We start from the raw sequence: 24,482 nt of genomic DNA, 5'->3' as shown, positions 1-24,482 counted from the left end.
ACCACATCTAGATGGGAATAGGGGACGGCCCGGAGCAGGGGCGGCCGCCACCGCGACCGCCTGCACCCGGGTGATCCATGTCGGGGACTCGACATCACTGGGGATCTTCGATCCGGACATGCTCCCGGACCCGGCGGACTCCGGTGAGAACCGTTACCTGGAGTACGGGGCGGTCGACGTGGTGACGAGCGTCTTCGGCGGGCGCAACACCACCGAAGGTTTCGAGGACTACCCGTCTGCGGTGGACTCCGTCGCCGAGCTGCTCGCGCAGGGACAGCCGGAGGGCACCTGCTGGGTCATCGCCACCGGCGTCAACGATGCCGCGAACATCTCCGCCGGCGCCACCTATGACGAGGAGACGAGGATCCGGATGATGCTCGACCAGCTCAGAGGGCAGAGGGTCATGTGGTCCACGGCGAAGACGCGCCTGGACACCGGACACTGGAACGACGCCAACATGGTCAAGTTCAACGAGGTTCTCGAAAGAGTGGCGAAAGACTACCCGGACGTCGTCGTGTGGGACTGGGCGTCTGATGTCGCCGGACACATGGAATGGTTCCTCGACGGTGACGACGTCCACTACAACGCCGAGGGGAACGCGGCCCGCGCCCGACTGTTCGCTGCCGCCCTCGCCAACGCCTTCCCGGTCGGGGTCGTCGACCCGGTGCAGGGAGGGACCGTGGTGACCTCCGCCGGAAGTGCGGGAAGCGCGGGAAGCGCCGGGGAAGCGGCGGACGCCGGGACAGCAGAGTAGCAGTCGGGCGGGCCGGGCTGGCGTCCCGGTCGCAGGGTCTGCGCGGAGTACCTCCCAGCAGCTTCCCCTAGGATGGTCGCCCATGGCAACGTTCCTCTTCCACCTCGGTCGCTGGTCCTACCTCCACCGCAGATTCGTCCTCGCGGTGTGGGTGGGGATACTCGTGGTCGTCGGCGGTGCTTCAGCTGCGGTGCAGAAGGGGTACAACGACCTCTTCTCGATCGACGGCGTCCCCTCCCAGCACGCCACACAGATGCTGCTGGACAAGTTCCCGGGAACGAAGAACCCGATGATGGATGCGGGAGTGACCCTCGTCTACAAGGCGCCCGAGGGCAGGACACTCACCGACCCCGAGGTCTCCGCCGCCGTGGACGCCTCAGTCCAGGCGGTCCGGGACAACGTGAGGGACCTCGGTGCGGCAGAGTCGCTGGGCAACCCCGTGGCCCTCAACGACGCCCAGACCAGGATGCTGATCGAACAGGAGACGCAGTCAGGGCTTTCCCGGGAGGTCGCCGAAGAGGACGCCGCGAACGTGGCACTCGTCAGTGCTGACGGGACGACCGGGACGACCAGCTTCTCCTTCGATGTCGACCTTCCCGCGGACGTGACCACCGAAGACAAGGAGGCGGTCAACGCGGCACTGGACATCGCCCGGGACGCCGGCCTGCAGGCGGAGGCAGGAGGAGCCGGCTTCGGCGACCCCATCCGGATCGAACCGATCAGCGAACTCATCGGAGTGGTGGTGGCGTTCATCGTCCTCGTCATCACCTTCGGCTCCCTCCTCGCCGCAGGACTGCCACTGGTCACAGCCGTGATCGGGGTGGCTCTCGGCGCTCTGGGCATCACCGGGGCCACCGCCTTCGTACAACTGAACAACATCACCCCGGTGCTGGGGATCATGATCGGGCTGGCAGTCGGCATCGACTACGCACTGTTCATCATGAGTCGCTACCGTGACGAGCTGCGGCACGGCCGGTCGCGACCGGACGCGGTCGGACTGTCGACCGGTACCGCCGGATCCGCGGTCGTGTTCGCGGGCTTCACCGTCATTGTCGCCCTCGTCGGCCTGGCGCTGGCGAACATCGAGTTCCTGACCTACATGGGTCTGGCCGCCGCCGCGATCGTCCTCATCGCCGTTCTGGTGGCGCTCACGCTCCTGCCGGCACTCCTCGGCTTCGGCGGGGACCGGGTGTTCCGCAGAGACGCCGCCGCCGGTTCCGCCGCCGCTTCTGCCGCCGGTTCAGTCACCGGAGCCGTACCGGTACCGGGAGGCCGGCACCGGAAGCAGGAGTCCGGCACTGTCACCGGCACTGTCGGCAGCAGCGGAGACCCGGGGCGTCCTCGTGCGGGGGAGACGGCCGCCCCGACCCTCGGTACCCGCTGGGTCACACTCGTCCACCGGGCACCCGGACTGTTCGTCGTCCTCGTCGTGGTCGTTCTCGTCCTGCTCACCCTCCCGGCGCGTGGACTCCACCTCACACTCCCCTCGGACATGACCTCACCGGAGTCGACCACCCAGCGCAGGTCCGCGGAACTGATCGAGGACGGGTTCGGTCCGGGCCGGAACTCCCCGCTCCTGGTCCTCGTGGACGCCTCCGGCGTACGGGCGGACTCCGAGTCACTGAAACCACTGGTCTCCTCCGGTGTGGACCCCGCCCAGGCCGCATTCGTCACCGTCAAGGACCGCCTGTCCAACAATGTCGGTGTGAAACACTCCCAGCTGATCGCCACCTCGGAGGACGGTACCACCGCGCAGATCCTCGTCACCCCGACAACCGGGCCGACCGACGAACAGACGGTCCAGCTCATCGGCCAGCTGCGCAGTGAACAGACCCGGATCGAGGACGAGACCGGCGTAGACACCGGCCTGACCGGATTCACACCCATCCAGCAGGACGTCACCGACCGACTCGAAGGGGCGATGCCCGTCTACCTGGCACTCGTCGTCGGACTCGCGTTGATCCTGCTCCTCATGGTTTTCCGGTCCCTGCTGGTGCCGGTGGTCGCCGCGGCAGGATTCCTGCTGTCCATCGGTGCAGCTTTCGGCGTCACCGTTCTGTTCTGGCAGGAGGGCCTGTGGGGTCTCATCGACTCTCCCGGACCCCTGATCAGCTTCATGCCGATCTTCCTCATCGGCGTGACCTTCGGACTGGCGATGGACTACGAGGTGTTCATCCTCTCCCGGATGCGGGAGAGATGGACGAAACACTCCCACCGCGCGGTGGCCACGGGGGAGGCGGGCAGGTTCAACGCCGTCGAAGACTCCGTGGTCCGGGGGTTCTCGCTGGGAGCCCGCGTGGTGACGGCGGCAGCACTGATCATGATCGCCGTGTTCGTGTCCTTCATCGCCCAGCCGCTGCCGTTCATCAAGGTGTTCGGGTTCGCACTGGGGGCCGGCGTCCTCTTCGACGCCTTCCTCATCCGGATGACACTGGTGCCGGCGCTCATGTTCATCACCGGCCGGGCCACCTGGTACATGCCGAAGTGGCTGGACCGCGTACTTCCGACCTTCGACGTGGAGGGCGAGAAACTGGAGAAGGCCTACGAGTCAGGGAAGATCAGCAGAATGTGACCCCTACCGGTCTCGGCCGCTCTCACCGTCCGCGCAGTTCCGGGGCCCTGCCGGCGTAGTACCGGCCGAGGAACTCGTCCCGGTACTCCTCGAAGCGCCCCTCCTCGACAGAACGTCGGATGTTGCGGGTCAGCGTCATCATGAAATTGATGTTGTGCAGGGTGCACAGGGTTCCGGCGAGGAACTCGTGGGCCTTGAGCAGGTGGTGGATGTAGGCCCGGGTGTAGTTCGCGTTGACGTACCCGCCGGTCTCCGTGTCGATGGGGATGAAGTCGCGCCGGTGGCGGGCGGCGACGAGGTTGAGACGGCCGTCGAGGGTGTAGACACCACCGCGGCGCCCCAGCCGGGTCGGGGCGACACAGTCGAAGGTGTCCGCCCCCGCGGCGACCGCGGTGAAGAGGTCGTCCGGTTCCGAGATCCCCAGCATGTGGCGCGGCCTGTCCTCCGGCAGTTCATCGCAGACCCACCCCGTGATCGTCCCCAGGTTCTCCTTCTCCAGGGCACCACCGATACCGAAGCCCCCGAAACCGCGGCGTCCCTCCTCCTCTGCCTGTCGGGACAGTTCGACCAGGCCGCGTGCGGCCTGTCTGCGCAGGTCCTCGTACTGTGCCCCCTGGACCACCCCCCACAGTGACTGTCGGGGACGGTCGGAGCGCAGCGTCGTCAGACGGTCGTGCTCGGCCAGGCACCGCTGCGCCCACCTGTGGGTCCGGGCCACGGACTCCTCCTGGTAGCGCCTCGTGTCGACCAGCGTCGTGAGCTCGTCGAAGGCGAACATGATGTCGGCTCCGAGACTGTGCTGGATCTGCATCGACTTCTCCGGGGTGAACCGGTGGGAGGAGCCGTCGATGATGCTCCTGAAGTCCACGCCGTCCTCGTCGACGAGGGCCATCCTCTCCTTCTTCGCCGCCCGGATGTCCCCCTCGGTCAGGTTGGCGACATCCATGGCCAGTACCTTCTTGAAGCCCACGCCGAGGCTCATCACCTGGAATCCGCCCGAATCGGTGTACGTCGGACCGTGCCAGTTCTCGAACTCGGCGAGCCCTCCGGCCTCTTCGACGATGTCCTCACCCGGTTGAAGGTAGAGGTGGTAGGCGTTGGAGAGAATCGCTTCGGCACCGGTGGACCGCACCTGCTCGGGGGTGAGGGTCTTCACGGTGGCTTTCGTCGCGACGGGGATGAACGCCGGGGTGTGGATGTCACCGTGCGGGGTGTGGATCACACCGGTCCGGCCGTGGGAGGGTTTGCCGTCGGTGGTCCCGATCCGGATTCCCGGGTCGAAGGTGGTGTCGGAGGGCAGGGACGCCACCGGGTCCGCAGAGTCAGTCATGGTGGACCAGTGTATCTGCCGTCCGCCGGAATCCTGTTCCCCGCCGGCCTGTCGACCGCGGCCAGGCCAGCGGGGCGCTGACCGGGTACATTGACCGGTATGCCGCAGGTCACAGCACTTTACCGTTACCCCGTGAAAGGTTTCACCCCGGAACCGGTCGACGAACTCGTCATCCAGCCGGACGGCAGGGTGGCCGGGGACCGGGTTCTGGCGTTCCGGTTCGCCGACGACGCCACACCGGAGAGCAGGGACGGCCTGGACTACTGGCCGAAGGCGAAAGGGCTGTGCCTGCAGGACTTCCCCTCCCTCGCCCGCCTGCGGGTCACCTTCGACGGAACGGTGCTGACCGTCTGCGAGGACGGGGCCGTGCTGGTCTCCGCCGGCCTTGACCGGGAAGGACGCCGTGAGCTGTGCGACGCGGTCACCGACCGTGTCCTCTCCGGCCCTGACGCCCGCCGGCTGCGTCGGCCGGGGCGGCTTCCCCTGGAACTCGTCGGCGACGGAGTCCATGCCAGGTTCCAGGACCGTCCGCGGGGCTTCGTCTCACTGCACGGCGAGGCGTCGGTGCGGGACCTGGGCGGCACCGCGGACCGGGTCAGCCCCGGGGTTGACGTCGATGACCGTCGTTTCCGGTCGAATATCGTGGTCGACGGTCTGGACCCGTGGCAGGAACTGGAGTGGGCGGAGTCCGGGACCACGGTCAGGGTAGGGGAGGTCCTGCTGACGGCGCAGAAGCCGATCGTGCGGTGCGCGGCAGTCACGGCGAACCCTGACTCCGGGGTCCGGGACGTCAACCTGTTGAAGGTGCTGACCCGGGACCTGGGCCAGCGGGAGCCGACTCTGGGGGTCCTCATGCTGCCGTACGGGTCGCAGGGACCCGGTGAGGTCGGTTCCGTCTGCGGTACCGGGGGAACCGTGCGCCCCGGGGACCGGGTCAGCGAAGTCCACGACCCCCGAACAGGGAGTAGAGGAGGGGGAGAGCCGAAGATGCCATCATGACGATCCCCACCACGTTCGCCCCGGTGCTCCAGTCGTCGGCGCCGAACGGGCCTCCCGTGTCCGCGGAGCTGCGCAGAACAGCCCCCGAGATCACCAGTCCCACGAAGATGAGGGCGGCGACGACCCGCACGGCGGCCCGTTCCAGCCTTTTGAGCTGGTGTTCGACCTGGGGGGTCTTCACCGACAGGTCACCGCTCTCGACCACGCCGATGACATGGTCGAGGCGTCCGGGGAGAGCGACGACGGTCTTCGCCGTGCCGGCCGCTGTGTGGACCGCCCGTTCGGCGACGTCGCGGGCGGAGTCCCCGGCCTGCTCACGGATGAGACGGGCGGCGAAGGGGGTCACGGACTCCCAGATGTTGAAACTGTTGTCCAGGGTGGAGCACAGTCCCGACATCATCGAGACCGCGCGCATGATGAGCAGGAAGTTCTCCGGCAACTGGAAGGGCATCGACCGGATGATGTCCCGGAATCTGTGGGCGAACTCCTCGAGTTCCGCGCGGTCGACGTGCTGGAGATCGGTGACCGCCATACCGCCGAACCTGTCGAAGAGTTCGGTCATCGCCTCCGCGAGGGAATCCGAGTCCGCGGTGGGGAGCAGGATGCCCAGGGACTCCATGGCCGCGACCATGCCCTCACCGTCACGCAGCCCCACGGCGATGACGAGTCGGCGGAGGCCCTCACGGAGGGTGTCGTCGACTGTGCCGGTCATCCCGAAGTCGATGAAAGTCAGGGAGAACTCCCCGCGTGACAGCCCGGGGGTGACGAAGATGTTGCCGGGGTGGGGGTCCGCGTGGAAATGGCCCGTGGTGAACAGCTGGGTGAACATTGATTCGGCGAGAGCTGCGGCGACATCCGACGGCTCGGTTCCCAGGGCCCTGAGCATCGCGGTGTCACTGATCTTCACGGCCGTGACGTCCTGGAGGGTGAGGACGCGCCGGGTGCTGCGCTCCCACACGACCTCCGGGGCCCGGGAAGGGTGGGTCCTGCCGGGCGCGGCGTCGGCGAACTCCTTCCGGAACCGGTCGGCCTCCCCGGCCTCGTGCAGGTAGTCGATCTCTTCGTAGCTGGTGCGCGCAAACTCCTCGACCAGTGCAGGAACGTCTGCGCGCTGGGCGATGAACGGTACCCGGGACAGCCATCCGGCGATTCTCCTCAGGGCGGAGAGATCGACGTCGACGACATCGGCGATCCCCGGGCGCTGGACTTTGACGACGACGTCGGCGAAACCTGTTTCGGCCGCGAGGGCAGGGGCCAGTCGTGCGCGGTACGCCTGTCCCAGCGACGCCGCCGCGATCGGTTCCGTTCCGAAGGACGCGAACGCCCGAGACAGAGGCATGCCGAGTTCCTCTTCCGCACATACCCGGACCTCGGCGAAGTCGGCGGCGGGCACGGAATCCTGCAGTGTCGCCAGCTCATCGGTGACCTGCGGCGGGAGCATGTCGATACGGGTCGACAGGAACTGGCCGACCTTGATCATCAGGCCGCCCAGATCGGTGGCGAGGCGACGGAACCGTACAGCCGACCGGGTCAGGCGCCGCGTCTGGCCCCGTCTGCTCCATTCGCGGAGACCTGTCCGTGGCAGGACGATGTCGAACCACTACACCTGCAGGATGACCGACATGCCGAAATAGGTGATCCGTCGGTACCGGGACCGCAGGCGGCGGTGACCGGGTGCACTCACTCCGCGGTCGGGGCCGCCGGGTCACCGGAGGTGCCGTCGTCCGTCGACGGCGTCCCCGGGGTCTGTCCGGAATCCTCGCCCGAATCTTCAGCGGGACCGTCCGCCGGCTTGTCCGGCGACGCCGCGGGCTCCTCCGCGAGAATCCCGTAGATCTTCCGTCGGGTCTCGTCGAGCAGTGCGGTGACCCTGTCGATGTGGTCGCGGTCGCCGCTGACGAGGACCTGGCGGACCGCCTGGCCCAGTTTCAGTCCCGCTTTCGGGAGGTCGCTGAAGTTCCGGGTGAAGGTCCCCCCGAACGGGGAGGCGTCCGCGAGCCGGGTGAGCGGTGCGAAGAGCTCCGACCAGTCCGTGTCGGAACTGTCGTCGGCGTCGGAGTCCAGTCCGGCGGCCTCCTCACGGCCGTCCTCGGTCAGGGTGAAGGTACGGCGCCCGTTGTCCTCGCTGACCGTCGCCAAGCCTTCGTCGACGAGCAGCTGGAGGGTGGGGTAGACCTCGGCGGCCAGGGGCACCCATCCGTCGGTGGACCGTTCCGTCACCGTGCGGATCACAGCTGCACCGGTGGCCGGCTTCTCTGTCAGTACCCGCAGGACAGCTTCACGGACGTCGTGGTCGGCGGTGTCTTCGCCGGAGATCTCCAGCCGGGGCCGGTGGGCGGCGAAATCGTCCCGGAGTCCCCGGAGTGTCTCCCACAGTCTGCTGTAGTCCCGGGGATCGGTGGAGTCTCTGCCGTTGTCGGTGTATGCCATGGTCGGAGCCTTTCCTGTTGTGTGTGGTCTGGTGGTCAATTCCGGCTGATGTACCGGTGCGCGGCACCGGTGTGAGGGTCAGCAGGGTGGTGAGTCCACGGTGGTCGTCACACCTGCCACGGTACGCGTCGGACCGGACAGCTACCCTGTGAACCATGACTCACGGCAACGGGCGCTTCGCACCGAGCCCCAGCGGTGATCTCCACCTGGGAAATCTCCGTACCGCGGTGATCGCGGAACTGTGGGCACGGGTCACAGGCCGGGGATTTGTCCTGAGGGTGGACGACATCGACCGGGGAAGGTCTTCGGAGGAGGCGGCGCAACGTCAGATCGGGGACCTGGAGGCCGTCGGAGTGCACTTCGACGGGGAGATCGTCCACGAATCCGACTGTATCGACGACTACGCTGCAGCCCTGGCGGAGTTGTCGGGACGGGGCCTCGTCTACGAGTGCTACTGCTCGCGTCGTGACATCCGGGAGGCGTCCCGGGCCCCCCACACCGCCCCGGACCGTTATCCGGGCACCTGCCGTGACCTCACCGATGCCGAGAGAGAACGCCGGCGGCGTGACCTCGCCGCCGCGGGGCGGGTGCCCGCCCTGCGGCTACCGCTGCCCCTTATTCACATCTTGATGTGGATAAGGAGCAGCGTGCAGGGAGGCGTCACCGCACGTTGCGCCGGGTGAAGACAGCCGTGGTGTGCCGGGCCGCCGCCCTGCGCGCGACAGCGGTGTTGGACGCCACCAGCAGCCTGAACTGCCGCAACCGTTCACATGCGAACGTCGCCCGGGGCCCACGGTTCCAGGTCTCGTCGACGAGCCGCTTCCCGTAGGCCACGGCGTCCGGGGACCGTGTCGCGATCCTGCCTGCCAGCGTGACTGCGGCGTCGACCGGGGCGTCGACCGGGGCGTCGACCGGGGCGTCCGACCCGTCCACGACCTCGCTCGCCAGGCCGTACTCCACCGCCGTCGCACCGTCGAGAATTTCCCCGGTCATCGTCAGTCTCTTGAGTACGTCGGCCCGCAGCTGCTGCGACAGTGACTGCATCCCGGTCATGTCAGGGACCAGTCCCCACTTCGATTCCAGGATGCTCCACCGGGCCTCGGCGGTGGTGATCCGCCAGTCCGCGGCCATGGCCAACTGCAGGCCGCCACCGAGGCAGTGGCCGTGGACGGCGGCGATGACCGGTACGGGCAGCCGCCGGAAAGCCCAGCACGCCTCCTGGAAGACGTTGGTCCCCTTCCACGGGCGGGGCAGGAAATTCGCCGCCAGTGCCCGAGGATCGCCGAGAGCCGAGGCGAAGTCGAGCCCGGAGCAGAAGGAGCGGCCCTCACCTGAGAGCACCACGGCGCGGACCGTGCGGTCGGCCCGGATCCTGCCCGCCACGGAGACAAGCTCACCGAGGACGCCGAGGGTCAGCGAGTTCAGTTTCTCCGGCCGGTTCAGCCTCACGTGCGCCAGGCGGGCGCCGGTGTCCGGGTCGTCGGTGAAGGTCAGGGTGGGAAGCCCCTCAGGGCCGGTGGTGGTCATGGGCCAACGCTAACCGAGGCGGGGGAGTCAGGGGGGGAGAGTCGGTGGACACCGCGGTTCCCGGTGGGTACCCCTGGGGACATGGAGACCATCAAGTCGCTCATCCGCTCCGCCACGGTGCGGCGTCCCGTCATATCCCCGCAGCTGACCGTCAGAGCGGTGGAGGACCTGTCCCCCGGCTACGTCCGGGTCACCCTGGCAGAGGAGGGACCGTCCGACGGGGAACTGGCGGCCTACACCGAACAGCTGCCCGCCGACGCGATGAAGCTGCTGCTCCCGGACATGACGGTGCTCCGGGCCGTCACGGTACGGCGGTACCGTCCCGGCCCCGGGGAGATCGACGTGGACATCGCCCGGCACGACCACGGCGTCCTCGCGGAGTGGTTGTCCGGACTGCGGCCGGGGGAGCGGGTCGGTGCGACCGGGATGCGGTGCGAGTGGGCACTGCCCGCGGGTGCCGGGGAGGTGGACCGGGTGGTGCTCCTGGCCGATCCCGCCGGAATCCCCGCAGCCGCGGCAGTCGTCGAATCACTGCCCGCGGGCATGCCCGCCGACGTGGTCGTCTCCGTGAACCACCCGGAGGACGCCACCCTGCTGCCCCGGCGGGACGGTGTGGACCTGCTGGTCGTGGATGATCTCGCGGAGGTCACCGCAGGGACACTGCCGCACCTTTCGGGTCACCTTCCGGGTTCTGGCGCCGGCAGGGTGCAGGGGTGGATCGCCGCGGAGACGACGACGGTGCGTCATCTGCGCGGTGTCCTCCGTGACGGGTGGTCGGTGGCGCGTGACGACCTGCTCGCCCGGGCGTACTGGACCAGGGACGTCGACAGCACCCGCAAGGACGAGGAGGAGATGGTGAAGTTCCGGGAGGCGATGGCGGCCGGGGAGGACGTCTCCGACCCGGGACTGGCCGAACGGATCTCGCTGGGGGACCGGGACTGACAGGGGACTAACGCAGGTCTTCGAGCACGTCCGTCCAGTCGCCGGGGAGTTCGGGCAGGTCACCTGCCGCGATCCTGGTGTCGATGCCGGCCGTCAGCGCCTGCCTCAGCCACCTTCCGGCACCGTGGTAGCGGGGGTGGGACGCCAGTGTCAGCGCCGCGAGGAAACTCCGGGACGCCACGAAGTACGCCGTGTTCGCGTCGAGGACGGGACAGCGTCGCATGGTTTCGTCGACGATCGTCCGGTAGATCCGGACCGTCTCAGGCCCCAGGGGACCGTAGAACAGGTACTCGGTGAGCCCGGGGTGCGCTGCGGCGAGAGTGACGGCCTGCTCGCTGACATTGTCGATGTAGTCCGACCAGCTGCCGGAATCCACCGCAGGGTCGGTCTCCAACGTCACCCCCGCGAACAGTCGGTCGCAGGCGAGACGGTAGAGCTCGTCGCGGCCGGACACGTAGTTGTACACCGTCGCCTCGGCGATGCCGGTGCGCTTCGCCACGGCGCTGAGTGTGAAACGGTCGAGACCGAGCTCCACGGCGGCATCCAGCAGTGCGGACAGTGAGGTCCGTGCCGGACGCCCCACCGACTTACGTCTGACAGGCATGTCACCGATTCTATCCGGACCACCCGGTCCTGCCGGAGACTCCTGCCGCACTGTCACCTGCGGATCACCTGTCGGTCCCCATCCTCTTTCCCCGGACCCAGTAGGCCTGGGTGTGCGCGGCCGCTTTCGGCAGGCCGGCCTCCTTCCTCAGGAATGCCCTGACCCGCTTGGTGACCTGCTGTTCGGCGGCGGCCCAGATGTACCACCCGTTCCAGTCCCGGTCCCTGATCTCCCGGTACAGTGACTCGCCTTCGCCGACCGGGTCCACCCACCGTGCGGTGATGCCGGGGCCGGCGGGCAGCGGTGACTGTTCGTCGGCGGGGGAGTGGCGTTCCAGGATCACCTCGACCGGGGCGTCCGGGCGGGCCTCCCGGGCCGCGAGCGCCATCTGGTTGACCGCCGGATACGAGGCCAGGTCGCCGAGGAAGAGGAAGCCCTCAGGCAGTCCGACGCCGTCGATCTCCGCTTCCGGGTGGAAGGGGTCTTCGCCGAGGCGGTGCGCCCCCAGTGTCTCGCCCGGGCGTGCGTTCCTCGCCCAGGTGCTCGCCGGTCCGGCGGGTTCGTGGATGACGAAGTCCACCGCGAAGTTGCCTGCCGCGGCGTCCACGTCGACGTAGGTGTACCCGCGCTGGTGTTCTTTCCCGTTGCCCGAAGGGTCGGGGAACCAGGCGCGCATCCAGTTGCCGGGTTCCTCCCCGGACGGGTTGAGCAGTGTGTCCGAATGGAAGTGCACGCGGATGAGGTTGTCGGTGACCTGCTGTCTGTCTGTGACGGTGATCTGGTGTTCCTTCGCGCCGAATGCGCGGAGGACCACTCCACCCAGTCCCTTACCCATGTCAGGTGTCCTCTTTCTGTGTCCGGTCTGTCCGGTCTGTCCGGTCTGTGTGTTCAGTTCCCGGCACCGGCCGGGGTGGACGGGGTGGACGCCGCCTGTTCGACGGCGGCGAAGACGGGGTCGAGTTTGTCCAGTGACCAGCTGATCGACAGGATCGTCGGCGTGCCCAGGGACTGCGCCGAGGTGTTGTCCGCGAGGAATGCGGAACCGTTCTTCACGGACCTGAGGTCATCCCACCCCCGGACCTTGGTCGGGACGTCGGCCTCTGTGATTCCGACGGGCCACATCAGCAGCAGGTCGGTGTCGAGCAGGTCGGTGTTCTCTTCGGAGATGAAGGCGCGGGAGCCGTCGGACGAGGCGCTGCGGATGTTGTCGGGGATGACGATGCCCAGCCGGGAGAGGAACTCGTTGGCGGGGTCGGTGTCACCGGTGACCACGGCGAGGCCCTGCCCACTGATCTGGCCGAATGCCCCGGTGGCTCCGTCGAGTGCCGGATATTTGGAGGTCGTGGCGTCGAATGCCGCGTCCGCGTCCCCGATGAGCTTCTCCGCCTCGGCTGTCTTTCCCAGGACCTGTCCGGCGACGGTCGTGGCGTCCCTCCAGCTGTCCGTCTGGGTCGAGCCACCGACGGCGGCGATGGTCGGTGCGATCTTGTTCAGTCTGTCGTAGGTGGCCTGGTCGGGCAGGTAGCCGGCGAAGATGACGTCGGGGTCGGCTGCGGCGACGTCCTCGACGTCGGGAACCTGTCCCAGCGGGTAGGTGCGGGACTCCGGGACGTCCGTCGGTTCCCATGGCGCGGCGTCCGCGTAGAAGTCGGAGCGGTACTCCACGTCCACCGGTCGGCCCAGCGCGGAGAAGGCGTCGGTGAAGGCGGAGGAGAAGCTGACGATCCTGCCCGGGTCGGCGGGGATGGTGGTGGTCCCCATGGCGTGGGTGACGGTGACCGGGGACGTGGAGGCGGACGAGGACGCCGTGGTTGTGCCGGGGGAGGAGCTCTGCTCCGGGGAACAGGCCACGAGGGTCCCGCACAGGGCTCCGGATACCAGGAGGACGAGGACGGTGGCGGGCGGGCGGTGCGGTGCCGCCGTGGTGGGTGATGGCATGCGCCGCATATTAGTGAGGAATGGCCGTAAAAGGCAATGGTGAACCTCACCTAAGTGACCGGAGTAGGTGTCCGGATTGTCCGCTACTGTTGGACGATGTGACCGCACACGCTGCCGGGGCCCGTACCGTCCCAGGTCCGGACGGGTCCGTCGATGCCCGCTACCTGCCCATGTATCCGGCAGGCGCCCTCAGGTTCCCTGTCCGGGTCTTCGGCAACGAGGAAGACCACGAACGCGACACCTGGTGGGGTGAGCATTCCCACCCGACCCACGAACTGATCTGGAACGAGTTCGGGGCGGGGCACGCCGTGACGGGCCGGAGGGTGTGGACCGTGACACGCACAGTCGGTCTCTGGATCCCCGCGGGGACGCCGCACTCGGGCAGCACCCCCGCCGGATCGCGGCAGATGGCCGTCCACTTCGCCGCCGACACCCCGCCGCTGGCCGCTGGACCGGTCGCGGTCGACCTGACGGACCTGCTGCGCCTGCTCCTCGAGAGACTGGTGACCGAGGACCTGGACCTCACGGAGCACCGGACGACGGAGCAGATGATCTTCGACGTGCTGCGCCCGTCGGACAACGGCCTGGTTCTGCGGGTGCCCTCCGCGCCTCTGCTGGCCCCGGTCGTGGAGGCGGTGCGCGCCAACCCCGGTGACGGGAGGACCCTGCGGGAGTGGGCGCGGCAGCTGGGGGTGAGCACCCGCACCGTCACCCGGGCGTTCGAATCGGAGACGGGTCTGAGTTTCTCGCGGTGGATCACCGCAGCCAGGGTGCAGTACGCGGTGACCCTGCTCGGTGGTGACAAAGGCATCGCCGAGGTGGCCCGGATCGTGGGATACAGCTCGGCGAGCTCCTTCACCACGGCGTTCCGGAGGGTGACCGGCACAACTCCGGGCCAGTTCCACACCGGCGGTCGGTGACATTCGCTCGCTCTGATCAGCGATTTGTCCGAACTGCGAAAAAGTATGTCATTCTTACGTGATTGCCCCACAGGCAAGGCTGCACTACCTTGAGGAAAGTTTCGAGAGTCATCCACCTCTGAAAGGTTTCCTGTGTCCACCCTGATCAGCCCGAAGTCCGGGTTCCGGCGGGTCCTCCGCCCCCTCGTCCTGATGATCGCGGCCGTCCTCGGCCTGTCCCTCGCCGCCTGCTCCTCCGACGAGAGCTCCGACAGCGGTGACACGATCACCATCGAGCACGCGTTCGGTACCACCGAAGTTCCCGCCGACCCCGGACGCGTCGCCACCGTCAACTTCGAGAACCAGGAGGTGCCCCTCGCCCTCGGCGTCGTCCCCGTCGGCATGGCGAAGGCCAACTTCGGCGGCTCCGACGTCCTGCCCTGGGTGCAGGAGAAGCTCGACGAACTCGGTGCCGGCGCCGGCGGCGACGTCGAGGCCCCCGTCCTCTTCGACGAAACCGACGGCATCGACTACGAGGCTGTCTCCGACACCCACCCCGACGTGATCCTCGCCGGCTACTCCGGACTGGACCAGGAGCAGTACGACCGGCTCTCCGAGATCGCCCCCACCGTCGCCTTCCCGAAGGACCAGGTCGCCTGGGGAACCCCGTGGCGCGAGAACATCGAGATCGAGTCCAAGGCCATCGGCAAGGAGGAGGAGGGCCGCGCCCTCATCGCCGACCTTGAGAAGAAGATCACCGAGGCCGCGGACGCCCACCCCGCCATCAAGGGCAAGAAGACCATGTTCCTCACCCACGTCGACCCGAGTGACCTCAGCCAGGTCACCTTCTACACCAACCACGACACCCGCCCCCAGTTCTTCAACGACCTCGGCATGGTCACCCCGGACGCCATCCAGAAGTTCGGGGACGCCAACAACGAATTCTCCGGCACCATCAGCGCGGAACAGGCGGACACCCTCTCCGACGTCGACATCATCGTCACCTACGGTGACCAGGCCATGATCGACACCATCCGCAGGGACCCCGTGCTCGGCCAGATCCCCGCGATCAGGAACGACGCCGTCGTCCTCCTCGGAGACGATGAGCTGGGCACCGCCGCCAACCCCACCCCCCTCGGCCTTCCCTACATTCTCGATCAGTACGTCGACGTCCTCGACGCCGCCGCACAGAAGGCCTCCGCACAGGACGCATCGCAGGACGCCACCGAGCAGAACGCAGCCTAGGATTCCGACCGGGACACCGACACCACGATGACGCGCGCCACCCCAGCAGCAGACACCGCCCCGGCAGGAGGCACCGCCTCGGCGGGCACCGCCGCAGGCCTGCGTCACCGGGCGTTGAAGAGGACCGCCTGGCTCCTCGTCGGGGTCGGCGTCCTCCTCGTCATCGTGGTGCTCTCCACGGCCGTGGGGTCCCGGCACGTCGGACTCGGTGACATCATCGCCGCCTACGGGGGGTCCACCGAAGGCATCGACCGCGGCGCAGTCGCCAAACGTATCCCGCGCACCGTCCTCGCCGTGATCACCGGCGCCGCCCTCGGCGTGACCGGGGCCGTCATGCAGGGAGTGACACGGAACCCCCTGGCAGACCCGGGGATCCTCGGGATCAACACCGGGGCGTCCCTCGCCGTGGTCCTGGGAATCACCTACCTGAGCATGACCAGGGCCTCCGACTACATCTGGCTGGCGCTCGCCGGTGCCGCGGTCACCGCGGTGTTCGTCTACGTCATCGGATCCCTCGGACACGGCGGAGCCACCCCCCTGAAGCTGGCTCTCGCCGGATCTGCCACCGCAGCGGCGCTCACCTCGTTCATCAGCGCCGTCACCCTTACCCGTGCAGACATCGTCGATCTCGCAAGAGACTGGGAGATCGGCGGAGTCGGAGGAGGCACCTGGGACTCCATCCGGCTCGTCGCACCGTTCCTCGTCATCGGATTCGTCGTGTGCCTGTTGTCCGCCCGAGGACTGAACTCCCTCGCCCTCGGCGACGAACTCGCCACCGGACTCGGCGAGAAAGTGTGGCTCACCCGCCTGTCCGCCGCCGTCGGAGCGGTGGTACTCTGCGGGGCCTCCACGGCGGTGACCGGACCCGTGGGGTTCGTCGGCCTGGTGGTCCCCCACGCCTGCCGCCTCCTCGTCGGGGTGGACCACCGCTGGCTCATACCGTTTTCCGCGGTCGCCGGGGCAGCGCTTCTCACCGGCGCCGACATCCTCGGGAGAATCGTCGCCAGGCCCGCCGAACTCGAGGTCGGTATCCTCACCGCCCTGGTCGGTGCGCCTGTGTTCATTGCGATAGTCCGACGCAGGAAGGTGCGCGCCCTGTGACAACGCCAGAAACTGCTTCCGGACCGGGAACAGCCGGTGACGGCAGCCCGTCACCCGCACATCCCGCCACCGTCGCCGCAGTACGGCGTGACCGGCGTGCCCGCAGCCGCCGCTGGTGGACGGTGGTCACGGTCCTCGTCATTCTCGTCGTCGCGGTGTGGTGCTGTTCCCTGGTCTTCGGACGGACCTTCTACCCGCCGTCCGACGTGTGGCGCGTCATCACCGGCGAACAGGTGTCCGGGGCGTCCTTCACTGTCGGACGCCTCCGTCTTCCACGGGCGACGCTGGGCCTGATCTGCGGATTCTCCTTCGGTCTCGGCGGTGTCGTCTTCCAGACCATGCTCCGCAACCCCCTGGCGAGCCCCGACATCATCGGCATCAGCTCGGGCGCGTCGGCGGCGGCGGTGTTCTCCATCGTCAGTCTCTCGTTGGGCGGGGCCGCGGTCTCCGCGCTCGCCATCGTCGCAGCCCTCGCCGTCGTCATCTTCGTCCCCGTGCTGCTCAGCCAGTCCCGGGACCTGTCCACGACCCAGCTGGGTGACGACACGGCCGCCGCACTCGGAGTCCGGGTGTCGCGGACCCGGCTGGTCATCGTTGTCGCGGCAGTCGGACTCATCGCCTTCGCCACCGCCGCCGCCGGACCGGTCGCCTTCGTCGCCTTCCTGTCCGGCCCCGTCGCCGGACGACTCGCCGGCCCCGGTACCTCCCTTCTCATACCGGCGGCGCTCGTCGGGGCGCTGCTCGTCCTCGTCGCCGACTTCTGCGGCCAGTTCGCCTTCGACACCCGCTACCCGGTCGGAGTGGTCACCGGGGTGCTCGGTGCCCCGTACCTCATCTACCTCATCATCCGGACCAACCGTGCAGGAGGATCACTGTGACACCACGAACCGGGACCGGACACTCGTTGACCGCCGAGAACCTGTCACTGGGGTACGGGGGACGCCCCGTCATCCGTGGCATCGACCTGAGCGTCACCCCGGGGCGGGTCACCGGCATCATCGGCGCGAACGCCTGCGGCAAATCCACCCTCCTGAGATCGATGTCCAGACTGCTCAGACCGACCACGGGCCGGGTGCTCCTCGACGGCAGGGACGTCCACAGTGTCCCGCCCAAGGAACTGGCCCGCACCCTCGGACTGCTGCCCCAGTCCCCCGTCGCACCGGAGGGCATCACCGTCGCCGACCTGGTGGGACGGGGACGCCACCCGCACCAGGGCATCATGTCCCGCTGGAGCCGCGAGGACGATGAGGCGGTCGCCTTCGCCCTCGACCGGACGAGAACCTCGGAACTGGCGGACCGGGCCGTCGACGAGCTTTCCGGAGGCCAGCGTCAACGGGTGTGGATCGCCATGGCGCTGGCACAGCAGACCGACATCCTCCTGCTCGACGAGCCCACCACCTACCTGGACGTGTCACACCAGGTGGAGGTGCTCGACCTGCTCACCGACCTCAACGAGACCTCGGGGATCACCATCGTCATGGTGCTCCACGACCTCAACCTCGCGGCACGCTACTGCGACGAGATCGTGATGATCGCCGACGGTCTGGTGGAGGCTGTCGGCACACCGGCGGAGGTCTTCACCGAGGAACGTGTGGAGAAGGTCTTCGGCCTGCGGTCACGGATCATCACCGACCCGGTGTCCGGTGCACCGCTGGTACTGCCCATAGGACGCCACCGGGTGCTCTGAACCGGTCCACCGGACCGGGTGCCCGGACGTCCACCGGACCTGGTGCCCCGGGCCGGTGGATCCGAGCGTCATCCTGCCCGGACCGGGACATACTGACACACTGGTGGCATGACCGACACCACATATGACAGCCACGACCCCTCCGACCGTGCCGACCCCTCCGCCAGCAGCAGGGCACAGGGCCCGGCACCCGAGGTGACCACCACCGCAGGCAGGGTCCGGGGACTGTGGCGTGGAGAGTCCGCAGCCTACCTCGGTGTCCCCTACGCGGCGGCCCCGGTGGGGGATCTCCGCTTCGCCCCGCCGGCGCCGCACCGTCCCTGGTCGGGGACCCTCGACGCGACACGGACCCTCGACGCGACACGGCCCGGGCCGACGCCCCAACGCCGGCCTTTCTCGGACCACCCCACCATTCCGGAACCCGTGATCCCCGGCGACGAGATCCTCAACCTCAACGTGTTCACCCCGGCCCCGGGCGACCGGGAGGCCCGGCTGCCGGTGTTCGTGTGGATCCACGGGGGCGCCTACATCTCCGGCACCCCCTCGAGCCCCTGGTACGACGGCCGTTCCTTCAACCGGGACGGGATCGTCACCGTCAACGTCTCCTACCGGCTTGGTTTCGAGGGCTTCGGCTGGAGTGGCAGCGAGGAGGAAGGCGGACTCAACCGGGGACTGCTGGACCAGATCGCGGCACTGGAGTGGGTCCGGGACAATATCGCCGGATTCGGGGGAGACCCTTCCAGAATCACCCTCGGAGGCCAGAGCGCCGGTGGGACCTCGGTACTGGACCTGCTGGCCGTCCCGCGTGCACAGGGCCTCTTCCACCGTGCGACAGCCCAGTCCCCGGCGGTCAACGACATCCCCGCGGCGGAGGTCATCCGGGCGTCCCGCACCCTGGCCGGCACCCTCGGCATCCCCTGCACCCCCGCAGGGTGGGCGTCGCTCTCCCCGGAACAGATCCTGGACGTCGAACGCTCCGGTGCCGCGTACGGCGGGTACAGCATGTTCGATCCTCCCACCGTCCCCGACGTCACCGCGACGGTCTCCGCACTGCGTCGCGGTGGCCCGGTGACACCCACGATGATCTGGGCGCCGGCGGTGGACGGTGAGCTCTTCCCGGCGGCGGTGGCCACCGCCGCCGTCGACGGTCACGGGGTGCAGGTTCCGCTGCTGGTGGGAGGCACCCCCACCGAGTTCCCGGTCCCGACCCCGGTACCGGTGGAGAAGGTGTTCGCCGACCTCCGTGCGGCCGGGGTCCCGCAGCCGTCACTCGACCGGCTGGAGGACCGTGTCGCGGTCACGGGCGGACAGTTCGCGTTGAGTCTGGTGCTGTCGGCACTGCAGTTCGGGGTCGGTATCGTCCGGGTGGCAGACGCGAGACGCGGTGCCGACGTCGCCGGTGCAGGAACCTGGCTCTACGAGTTCGACGGCCGGACCGGCCCCGCCGGACTGTCCCCCCACTGCTCGGACATCCCCTTCTCCTTCGACGTCACCGACGCCCCCGGGGTCACGACCGCCTCCGGCACCGGGGTACCACGGCAGCTGGCCGACGCCATGCACGGTGACTGGGTGCGGTTCATCCGTGGGGAGAACCCCGACTGGCCCTCCGTCGAGGACGCCGGGGTCCTCCAGGCCCGTGTCTACGACGCCGGCGGAAGTCACCTCGACCCGCAGGCCTGGGACTTCGCCGCCGGACTGGCCGGGGTCCGGTGACCGGGGAACCCGCAGCTGCGGTGAGGATGCGCCGGTGCACCGCAGGCCTGGCAGACTGGGGGCATGCCTGATCAGCCCTCTGCCGGGGCGTACGCCCACGGTTTCGCCCGCGTCGCCGCAGTAACCGTCCCTGTCGCTGTCGCCGACCCGGCGACGAATGCCCGCACCATCGTCGCCGCGGCCCGCGAACTCCACGACGACCACGTCGCCGTCGCCGTCTTCCCCGAACTCTGTCTCACCGGTTACGCCATCGATGACCTTGTCCTCCAGGATGTCGTGTCTGACGCTGTCACCGCTGCCGTCGAAACCCTGGTCGCAGCATCCGTCGACCTGATGCCCGTCCTCGTCGTCGGAGCACCGCTGGCGTGGCGCAACCGCCTGTACAACTGCGCCGTCGTCATCCACCGCGGCGAGATTCTCGGTGTCGTTCCGAAATCGAATCTTCCCACCTACAGGGAGTTCTACGAACGCCGCTGGTACGCGCCGGGTGACGACATCCGGGGTGAGTCCGTCCGCGTCGGCGACAACAGGGCCCTGTTCGGCACCGACCTGCTGTTCACCGCCGCAGACGTCGACGGTCTGACCTTCCACGTCGAAATCTGCGAGGACATGTGGGTTCCTGTGCCGCCGAGCGCCCGCGCCGCCCTGGCCGGTGCCACGGTACTGTTCAACCTCTCCGGCTCGCCGATCACCCAGCGTCGGGCGGACGACCGGCACCTCCTCGCGTCCAGCGCCTCACTGCGCTGCCAGGCCGCCTACGTCTACGCCGCTGCCGGGCAGGGGGAGTCCACCAACGATGTCTCCTGGGACGGGCTGACGATGGTGTACGAACGTGGCGTCCTGTTGCGGGAGACGGAACGTTTCCCCGACGGCCCCCGGTGGTCCGTCGCTGACGTCGACCTTGACGGTATCCGTCAGGCACGCCTGCACCAGGGAACTTTCGACGACAACCGGCGCACCCTCACCGACACGGACGGAGAGGGCAGAGGGGGCAGGGACCGGTGGCGTACCGTCGAATTCACCCTCGACCCCCCGGTGAACGAGATCGGGCTGCGTCGTGACCTCGCCCGGTTCCCCTTCGTCCCCGGCGACCCGGCACGACTGGCACAGGACTGCTACGAGGCCTTCAACATCCAGGTCTCGGGACTGGTCCAGAGACTGTCGGCGATCGGGGATCCGAGGCCTGTCATCGGCGTCTCCGGGGGACTGGACTCCACCCACGCCCTGCTGGTCGTCGCCCGGGCCATGGACCGGGCAGGACGCCCCCGGTCCGACATCCTCGCCTACACGATGCCCGGGTTCGCCACCAGTGAGCACACCAGGTCCAACGCCCTGGCTCTCGCGGAAGCGGTCGGTGCGACTGTGGAGACCGTCGACATCCGCCCGGCCGCCACCGAAATGCTGCAGAAGATGCACCACCCGTTCGGTGACGGTGAGCCGGTGTATGACGTCACCTTCGAGAATGTCCAGGCAGGGCTGCGTACGGACTATCTCTTCAGGTTGGCCAACTTCCACGGCGGGATCGTGGTGGGCACCGGTGACCTCTCGGAGATCGCGTTGGGCTGGTGCACCTACGGTGTCGGGGACCAGATGAGCCACTACGGGGTGAACTCCGGTGTGCCGAAAACCCTGATGCAGCACCTGATCCGGTGGGTCATCTCCGAGGGGGAGGGGGTGGACGCCGCAACTGTGGAGGTTCTCCGGTCTGTCCTTGACACGGAGATCAGTCCCGAGCTCGTGCCGCCGGGGGCTGACGGAAAGGTGCAGTCCACCGAATCTGCGATCGGCCCTTACGCCCTGCACGATTTCACCCTGTGGCATGTTCTGGCGGGGCTGCGTCCGTCGAAGATCGCGTTCCTCGCCTGGCACGCCTGGAAGGACGCCGGGGTCGGGGAGTGGCCGGCCGGTTTCCCCGACGAGGACCGGTACTCCTACGATCTGGCGACGATCGTGAAGTGGGAGCGTAACTTCCTGTCCCGCTTCTTCGGGTTCGCCCAGTTCAAGCGCACGGCGATACCGAACGGGCCGAAGGTGTCTCCGGCCGGTTCCCTGTCACCCCGTGGCGACTGGCGTGCCCCGTCGGACGGTAACGCCCGGGCCTGGATCGCCGAGCTGGATGCCGCGTATCCGGGACTGTAGGTGTGTGGCGGCACGGGACGTCGCACCGTGGTCGTCATGACAGGGCAGGCGGAGTCGGTGACGTCGGCGTGGACTAGTCGGCGAAATGCGGAATGAGACTGTCCGCCATGAACACCGCTCCGGCCTGGGTCGGGTGCCAGGCCATGAGCACGTCCGCGGCACCGTCCTGTTCCCCCGAGACGAACCTGGAACCCACCGGGCTGCAGGTCGAGTTTCCCTCCGCGGCGGCCCGCAGGTCAACGAAATCCGCCCCGTGCTGCTGCGCCGCCAGTGCCATCGTCTCGCTGATGTACGCTTCCACCGCGTCGAGGTCGGGATCGTACACGGGCAGAGAGACCCCCTGGACAGGGCCGGCGGTGCGGCAGACATAGGGTCCGACGGTGCTGGGCAGGTAGCTGGACATCACCAGGCGTGCACCGGGGGCGGTGGCACGGATGATCCCGACGGCGGTCGACACATTGGCGAGCACGATGTCGCGGCGTCCCTCCAGGTCGTCGACGGTTCCGCCACGCACGGCGTCCTGGTGGGCGAAGTCATTTCCTCCGACAGACAGGAAGACCGTTCCTGTGTCCTGACCGAGATCGCCTGCGACGAGCGACTCCTTGACACGGTCGAGCAGACTGGCGGAGGTGGCTCCGCCACAGCTCCAGTCGTGGACTGTGACGCCGGTCCGTTCTTCGGCGAGGCGGGGCCAGTTGTGCTCGGACTGCGCACAGGGCCTCTGCAGGGCAGGTGCGTCCGGGGTGGAGTAGTAGGAGTCCCCGAAAACCACGACACTCCGGTGCCCGCCCGAGGCCGCCCCCGACAGTGAGACCATGGTCAGGCCGGACGCCACGACAACACCGATCCCGGTCAGGGCGAGCAGACTGCGCGTGACGATGCGGGTTCCTCTGCCGGTGGGACGGCGGTGCCGGTGGTTCCGGGCCGTCCCGCCGGAGCGGGGATGACGTGCATGCATGCTCAGCGGTGCTTTCTAGGGTGACTGCGGGTAGTTCCGGGAAGCCCGGCGGTGTCAGGCGGATCGGTGACTGTCCACGATCTCTGCCCCCGTGTTCCCTGTACGGGGGGGGAGCAGGGGCACCGGACTGATACGGGATCATACTGCACGTTCCGGCTGGAGACGGTAGCGTCTTGTCCGGCGGCCACACGGTGCGACAACCGGCAGTCGGCCGGCCGGATCTGCAGGCAGTGGACGGTCCGGTTTCGTCCGGGACCGGTGAGGGTGGTCCCGGTGCGGTTGTGGCGCAGGGGGCAGTCCCGGGATCTGTAAGGAGAGGACCGGGAAAGTGTGCGTCGGTGCATGTCGGGGGAAAAAGTTGCCACCGACTACTCAGCTACCCCCGTAAGGGGTCGGAGGGGCACAACGTTCGCGGCCTCCGAAATGTTTCACTGAGGTGACCCCCGGGTTTTCCTGGGGCCGCCGGGCATACCTGTCCCTGACGTGGTGTCGTTCGTGTCACTGCAGTTCACAGGCGATGTGGTGATCTATGCTGCGCCCTTCTGTGGCAGGATCTGTCGCGTCCTGACAGTGCCGGAAGAGGATGAAATCACCCCCGCTTTTCACACTGAAAGTATTGTGCAACCATGCCCGTCAGGTTAGTCTGACTCGCGCAACGATAAAGCACCTACCTTAAGGAATGAACAGATGTTCCCTGCTCTTACCCAGTTCTTCGGCGACCTGACCATCACGATTGCCCCCAGCTTCACCTCCTCGGTGAGCTTCCTCAACGACCTGCTCACCATCACCGTCGGTGCGTAGTCTTCTGTTCTGACTCTTTATCGCAGGAGCCACGGTCCTTTCGGGGACCGTGGCTCTTCTGTGTTCCGGATTGTTCCCGATTTTTCGGTCTTTCGGGCTTTTTGACGACTCTCCCGGAACTCTCTGCCGACCCTGATGCTGATGCATGCTGATGTGGATGCTGATGCGGACTGCGGCGGGTGCGGAGCCGGATGACGGCTCCGGTAGGTGCCCGGCCGGGCGCGGGGCGGTCGCAGCACCGCCTTCGAGGGAGCTGGCGCGCAGATACAACTGATGGGATGTGCAGAAGAGGATCCGCAGAAAAAAAGAAAACCCCGGTTCACTGAACCGGGGTTTTGTGCATGGCGGAGGATAGGGGATTTGAACCCCTGTGGGATGTGACTCCCTCACGCGTTCCAGGCGTGTGACATAGGCCGCTAGTCGAATCCTCCGCCGCCAAATATACACACGAGGTCGAGTCGGACACAAAGTGGCAGGTCGGGACGACTTTGCCGGGTTTCGTCCCGTGCCGTCCCCCACTGGTCCATGACCGGCGCGCCTCGGTTTCAGCACACCGGGTGTGTCCTCCGGGTGCCCGGCGGAAGCCGTTCCGGTGGGGAGGCAGGGTCCGGGGTGCGGCGTCCTCCCCCTGTGTACGTCAACGGGAGTACAGGTTCTTTGTCGGCCGGGTGATCCTGGGCTACCATGGTCCACGGATCTCACGTGGCGTGAATCCTGCGAACTCCCCCAGGGCAGGAATGCAGCAAGGGTAAGCGGGCTCTGGCGGGTGCGTGGGGTCCGTCTATTTTTCAGGACTGTCTGCCGGGCCCTGTCTTCTGGGGGCGCAACGGCCCGGAAGCTGCA

19 protein-coding genes, 1 tRNA gene, 1 other RNA gene and 1 pseudogene are annotated in these 24,482 nt (G+C 67.9%); 13 read left to right on the top strand and 9 right to left on the bottom strand.

Features of this window, described 5'->3' with window-relative positions; genetic code table 11:
* Both BN3906_RS10885 and BN3906_RS10880 read left to right on the top strand, forming a co-directional pair.
* Nucleotides 1-754 (top strand): SGNH/GDSL hydrolase family protein (locus tag BN3906_RS10885; RefSeq protein WP_147592994.1); only part of this gene is annotated, 754 nt, incomplete at its 5' end.
* A gap of 82 nt (nt 755-836) precedes the next feature.
* On the top strand, nt 837-3,326 hold the full coding sequence (locus BN3906_RS10880; RefSeq protein WP_066588229.1) for an MMPL family transporter: 2,490 nt from the start codon (nt 837-839) through the stop codon (nt 3,324-3,326).
* A 22-nt stretch (nt 3,327-3,348) separates the two neighbouring features.
* Here BN3906_RS10880 and tgt read toward each other — a convergent pair whose 3' ends face one another.
* On the bottom strand, nt 3,349-4,656 hold the full coding sequence (gene tgt / locus BN3906_RS10875) for a tRNA guanosine(34) transglycosylase Tgt (protein WP_066588226.1): 1,308 nt from the start codon (nt 4,654-4,656) through the stop codon (nt 3,349-3,351).
* Between the two features lie 132 nt (nt 4,657-4,788).
* Between tgt and BN3906_RS10870 the strand changes: the two genes are divergently transcribed.
* Entirely contained in the window at nt 4,789-5,655 is an 867-nt protein-coding gene (locus BN3906_RS10870) for an MOSC domain-containing protein (RefSeq protein ID WP_315969047.1), read from the top strand.
* Here BN3906_RS10870 and BN3906_RS10865 read toward each other — a convergent pair.
* Together BN3906_RS10865 and BN3906_RS10860 are read right to left on the bottom strand one after the other, a co-directional pair.
* A complete protein-coding gene (locus BN3906_RS10865; protein WP_261796977.1) occupies nt 5,591-7,135 on the bottom strand; it encodes an ABC1 kinase family protein in 1,545 nt (514 codons plus the stop codon). The genes BN3906_RS10870 and BN3906_RS10865 overlap by 65 nt on opposite strands.
* A gap of 200 nt (nt 7,136-7,335) precedes the next feature.
* Entirely contained in the window at nt 7,336-8,085 is a 750-nt protein-coding gene (locus tag BN3906_RS10860) for a PadR family transcriptional regulator (RefSeq protein ID WP_066588214.1), read from the bottom strand.
* Between the two features lie 155 nt (nt 8,086-8,240).
* Between BN3906_RS10860 and BN3906_RS10855 the strand changes: the two are divergent.
* Nucleotides 8,241-8,690, top strand: a pseudogene (locus BN3906_RS10855) (glutamate--tRNA ligase family protein); the annotation flags it as partial.
* Nucleotides 8,691-8,745: 55 nt separating this feature from the next.
* Here the strand turns inward: BN3906_RS10855 and BN3906_RS10850 are convergent.
* Entirely contained in the window at nt 8,746-9,612 is an 867-nt protein-coding gene (locus BN3906_RS10850) for a crotonase/enoyl-CoA hydratase family protein (protein WP_066588211.1), read from the bottom strand.
* Nucleotides 9,613-9,693: 81 nt separating this feature from the next.
* On the opposite strand from BN3906_RS10850, the gene BN3906_RS10845 reads away from it, so the two are divergent.
* Nucleotides 9,694-10,554, top strand: a complete 861-nt coding sequence (locus BN3906_RS10845; protein WP_066588208.1) for a siderophore-interacting protein — start codon at nt 9,694-9,696, stop codon at nt 10,552-10,554.
* Nucleotides 10,555-10,561: 7 nt separating this feature from the next.
* Here the strand turns inward: BN3906_RS10845 and BN3906_RS10840 are convergent, their stop codons facing one another.
* From BN3906_RS10840 to BN3906_RS10830, 3 genes are all read right to left on the bottom strand, one after another.
* Complete coding sequence (locus BN3906_RS10840; RefSeq protein ID WP_066588202.1) at nt 10,562-11,158, bottom strand: TetR/AcrR family transcriptional regulator; 597 nt, start codon at nt 11,156-11,158, stop codon at nt 10,562-10,564.
* A 64-nt stretch (nt 11,159-11,222) separates the two neighbouring features.
* A complete protein-coding gene (locus BN3906_RS10835; protein ID WP_066588200.1) occupies nt 11,223-11,993 on the bottom strand; it encodes a siderophore-interacting protein in 771 nt (256 codons plus the stop codon).
* A 53-nt stretch (nt 11,994-12,046) separates the two neighbouring features.
* On the bottom strand, nt 12,047-13,096 hold the full coding sequence (locus BN3906_RS10830; protein WP_261796976.1) for an ABC transporter substrate-binding protein: 1,050 nt from the start codon (nt 13,094-13,096) through the stop codon (nt 12,047-12,049).
* 98 nt (nt 13,097-13,194) lie between these two features.
* On the opposite strand from BN3906_RS10830, the gene BN3906_RS10825 reads away from it, so the two are divergent.
* From BN3906_RS10825 to BN3906_RS10795, 7 genes are all read left to right on the top strand, one after another.
* Nucleotides 13,195-14,016 (top strand): helix-turn-helix domain-containing protein, encoded by an 822-nt coding sequence (locus tag BN3906_RS10825; protein ID WP_066588198.1) that lies wholly within the window; start codon nt 13,195-13,197, stop codon nt 14,014-14,016.
* 192 nt (nt 14,017-14,208) lie between these two features.
* Nucleotides 14,209-15,240, top strand: a complete 1,032-nt coding sequence (locus BN3906_RS10820; RefSeq protein ID WP_066589847.1) for an iron-siderophore ABC transporter substrate-binding protein — start codon at nt 14,209-14,211, stop codon at nt 15,238-15,240.
* A gap of 27 nt (nt 15,241-15,267) precedes the next feature.
* Nucleotides 15,268-16,341, top strand: coding sequence for a FecCD family ABC transporter permease (locus BN3906_RS10815; protein ID WP_261796975.1), 1,074 nt, complete (start codon nt 15,268-15,270; stop codon nt 16,339-16,341).
* A 122-nt stretch (nt 16,342-16,463) separates the two neighbouring features.
* A complete protein-coding gene (locus tag BN3906_RS10810) occupies nt 16,464-17,219 on the top strand; it encodes a FecCD family ABC transporter permease (RefSeq protein ID WP_261797036.1) in 756 nt (251 codons plus the stop codon).
* The gene (locus tag BN3906_RS10805; RefSeq protein WP_066588190.1) at nt 17,216-18,028 is read left to right on the top strand and encodes an ABC transporter ATP-binding protein; all 813 of its coding nucleotides are present in this window, start codon (nt 17,216-17,218) and stop codon (nt 18,026-18,028) included. The genes BN3906_RS10810 and BN3906_RS10805 overlap by 4 nt, the downstream gene beginning before the upstream one ends.
* Nucleotides 18,029-18,136: 108 nt before the next feature.
* Nucleotides 18,137-19,741: a carboxylesterase/lipase family protein gene (locus tag BN3906_RS10800; protein WP_066588187.1), complete on the top strand. Its 1,605-nt coding sequence runs from the start codon at nt 18,137-18,139 to the stop codon at nt 19,739-19,741.
* 63 nt (nt 19,742-19,804) lie between these two features.
* Nucleotides 19,805-21,880 carry an NAD(+) synthase gene (locus BN3906_RS10795; RefSeq protein WP_066588184.1) on the top strand — a complete coding sequence of 692 codons (2,076 nt, stop codon included), beginning with the start codon at nt 19,805-19,807 and terminating at the stop codon, nt 21,878-21,880.
* Between the two features lie 73 nt (nt 21,881-21,953).
* Here the strand turns inward: BN3906_RS10795 and BN3906_RS10790 are convergent, their stop codons facing one another.
* Complete coding sequence (locus BN3906_RS10790; RefSeq protein ID WP_078057372.1) at nt 21,954-22,838, bottom strand: GDSL-type esterase/lipase family protein; 885 nt, start codon at nt 22,836-22,838, stop codon at nt 21,954-21,956.
* Nucleotides 22,839-23,981: 1,143 nt separating this feature from the next.
* Nucleotides 23,982-24,070: transfer RNA gene (locus tag BN3906_RS10785), tRNA-Ser, on the bottom strand.
* Nucleotides 24,071-24,328: 258 nt separating this feature from the next.
* Here BN3906_RS10785 and ffs point away from each other — a divergent pair.
* Nucleotides 24,329-24,425: signal recognition particle sRNA small type (gene ffs, locus BN3906_RS10780), an RNA gene on the top strand.
* Nucleotides 24,426-24,482: the final 57 nt, after the last annotated feature.

The organism is Corynebacterium provencense (genome assembly GCA_900049755.1).
Taxonomy (GTDB): Bacteria; Actinomycetota; Actinomycetes; order Mycobacteriales; family Mycobacteriaceae; genus Corynebacterium; species Corynebacterium neomassiliense.
This window is presented reverse-complemented; position numbering and strand designations above follow the sequence as displayed.

What these genes read in the sequence shown, in the direction of transcription:
- BN3906_RS10880 (WP_066588229.1), top strand. Translation starts at nt 837, where the DNA reads ATGGCAACGTTCCTCTTCCACCTCGGTCGCTGGTCCTACCTCCACCGC.
- tgt (WP_066588226.1), bottom strand. Translation starts at nt 4,656, where the DNA reads ATGACTGACTCTGCGGACCCGGTGGCGTCCCTGCCCTCCGACACCACC.
- BN3906_RS10865 (WP_261796977.1), bottom strand. Translation starts at nt 7,135, where the DNA reads ATGATCAAGGTCGGCCAGTTCCTGTCGACCCGTATCGACATGCTCCCG.
- BN3906_RS10860 (WP_066588214.1), bottom strand. Translation starts at nt 8,085, where the DNA reads ATGGCATACACCGACAACGGCAGAGACTCCACCGATCCCCGGGACTAC.
- BN3906_RS10850 (WP_066588211.1), bottom strand. Translation starts at nt 9,612, where the DNA reads ATGACCACCACCGGCCCTGAGGGGCTTCCCACCCTGACCTTCACCGAC.
- BN3906_RS10845 (WP_066588208.1), top strand. Translation starts at nt 9,694, where the DNA reads ATGGAGACCATCAAGTCGCTCATCCGCTCCGCCACGGTGCGGCGTCCC.
- BN3906_RS10840 (WP_066588202.1), bottom strand. Translation starts at nt 11,158, where the DNA reads ATGCCTGTCAGACGTAAGTCGGTGGGGCGTCCGGCACGGACCTCACTG.
- BN3906_RS10835 (WP_066588200.1), bottom strand. Translation starts at nt 11,993, where the DNA reads ATGGGTAAGGGACTGGGTGGAGTGGTCCTCCGCGCATTCGGCGCGAAG.
- BN3906_RS10830 (WP_261796976.1), bottom strand. Translation starts at nt 13,096, where the DNA reads ATGCCATCACCCACCACGGCGGCACCGCACCGCCCGCCCGCCACCGTC.
- BN3906_RS10820 (WP_066589847.1), top strand. Translation starts at nt 14,209, where the DNA reads ATGATCGCGGCCGTCCTCGGCCTGTCCCTCGCCGCCTGCTCCTCCGAC.
- BN3906_RS10815 (WP_261796975.1), top strand. Translation starts at nt 15,268, where the DNA reads ATGACGCGCGCCACCCCAGCAGCAGACACCGCCCCGGCAGGAGGCACC.
- BN3906_RS10800 (WP_066588187.1), top strand. Translation starts at nt 18,137, where the DNA reads ATGACCGACACCACATATGACAGCCACGACCCCTCCGACCGTGCCGAC.
- BN3906_RS10795 (WP_066588184.1), top strand. Translation starts at nt 19,805, where the DNA reads ATGCCTGATCAGCCCTCTGCCGGGGCGTACGCCCACGGTTTCGCCCGC.
- BN3906_RS10790 (WP_078057372.1), bottom strand. Translation starts at nt 22,838, where the DNA reads ATGCATGCACGTCATCCCCGCTCCGGCGGGACGGCCCGGAACCACCGG.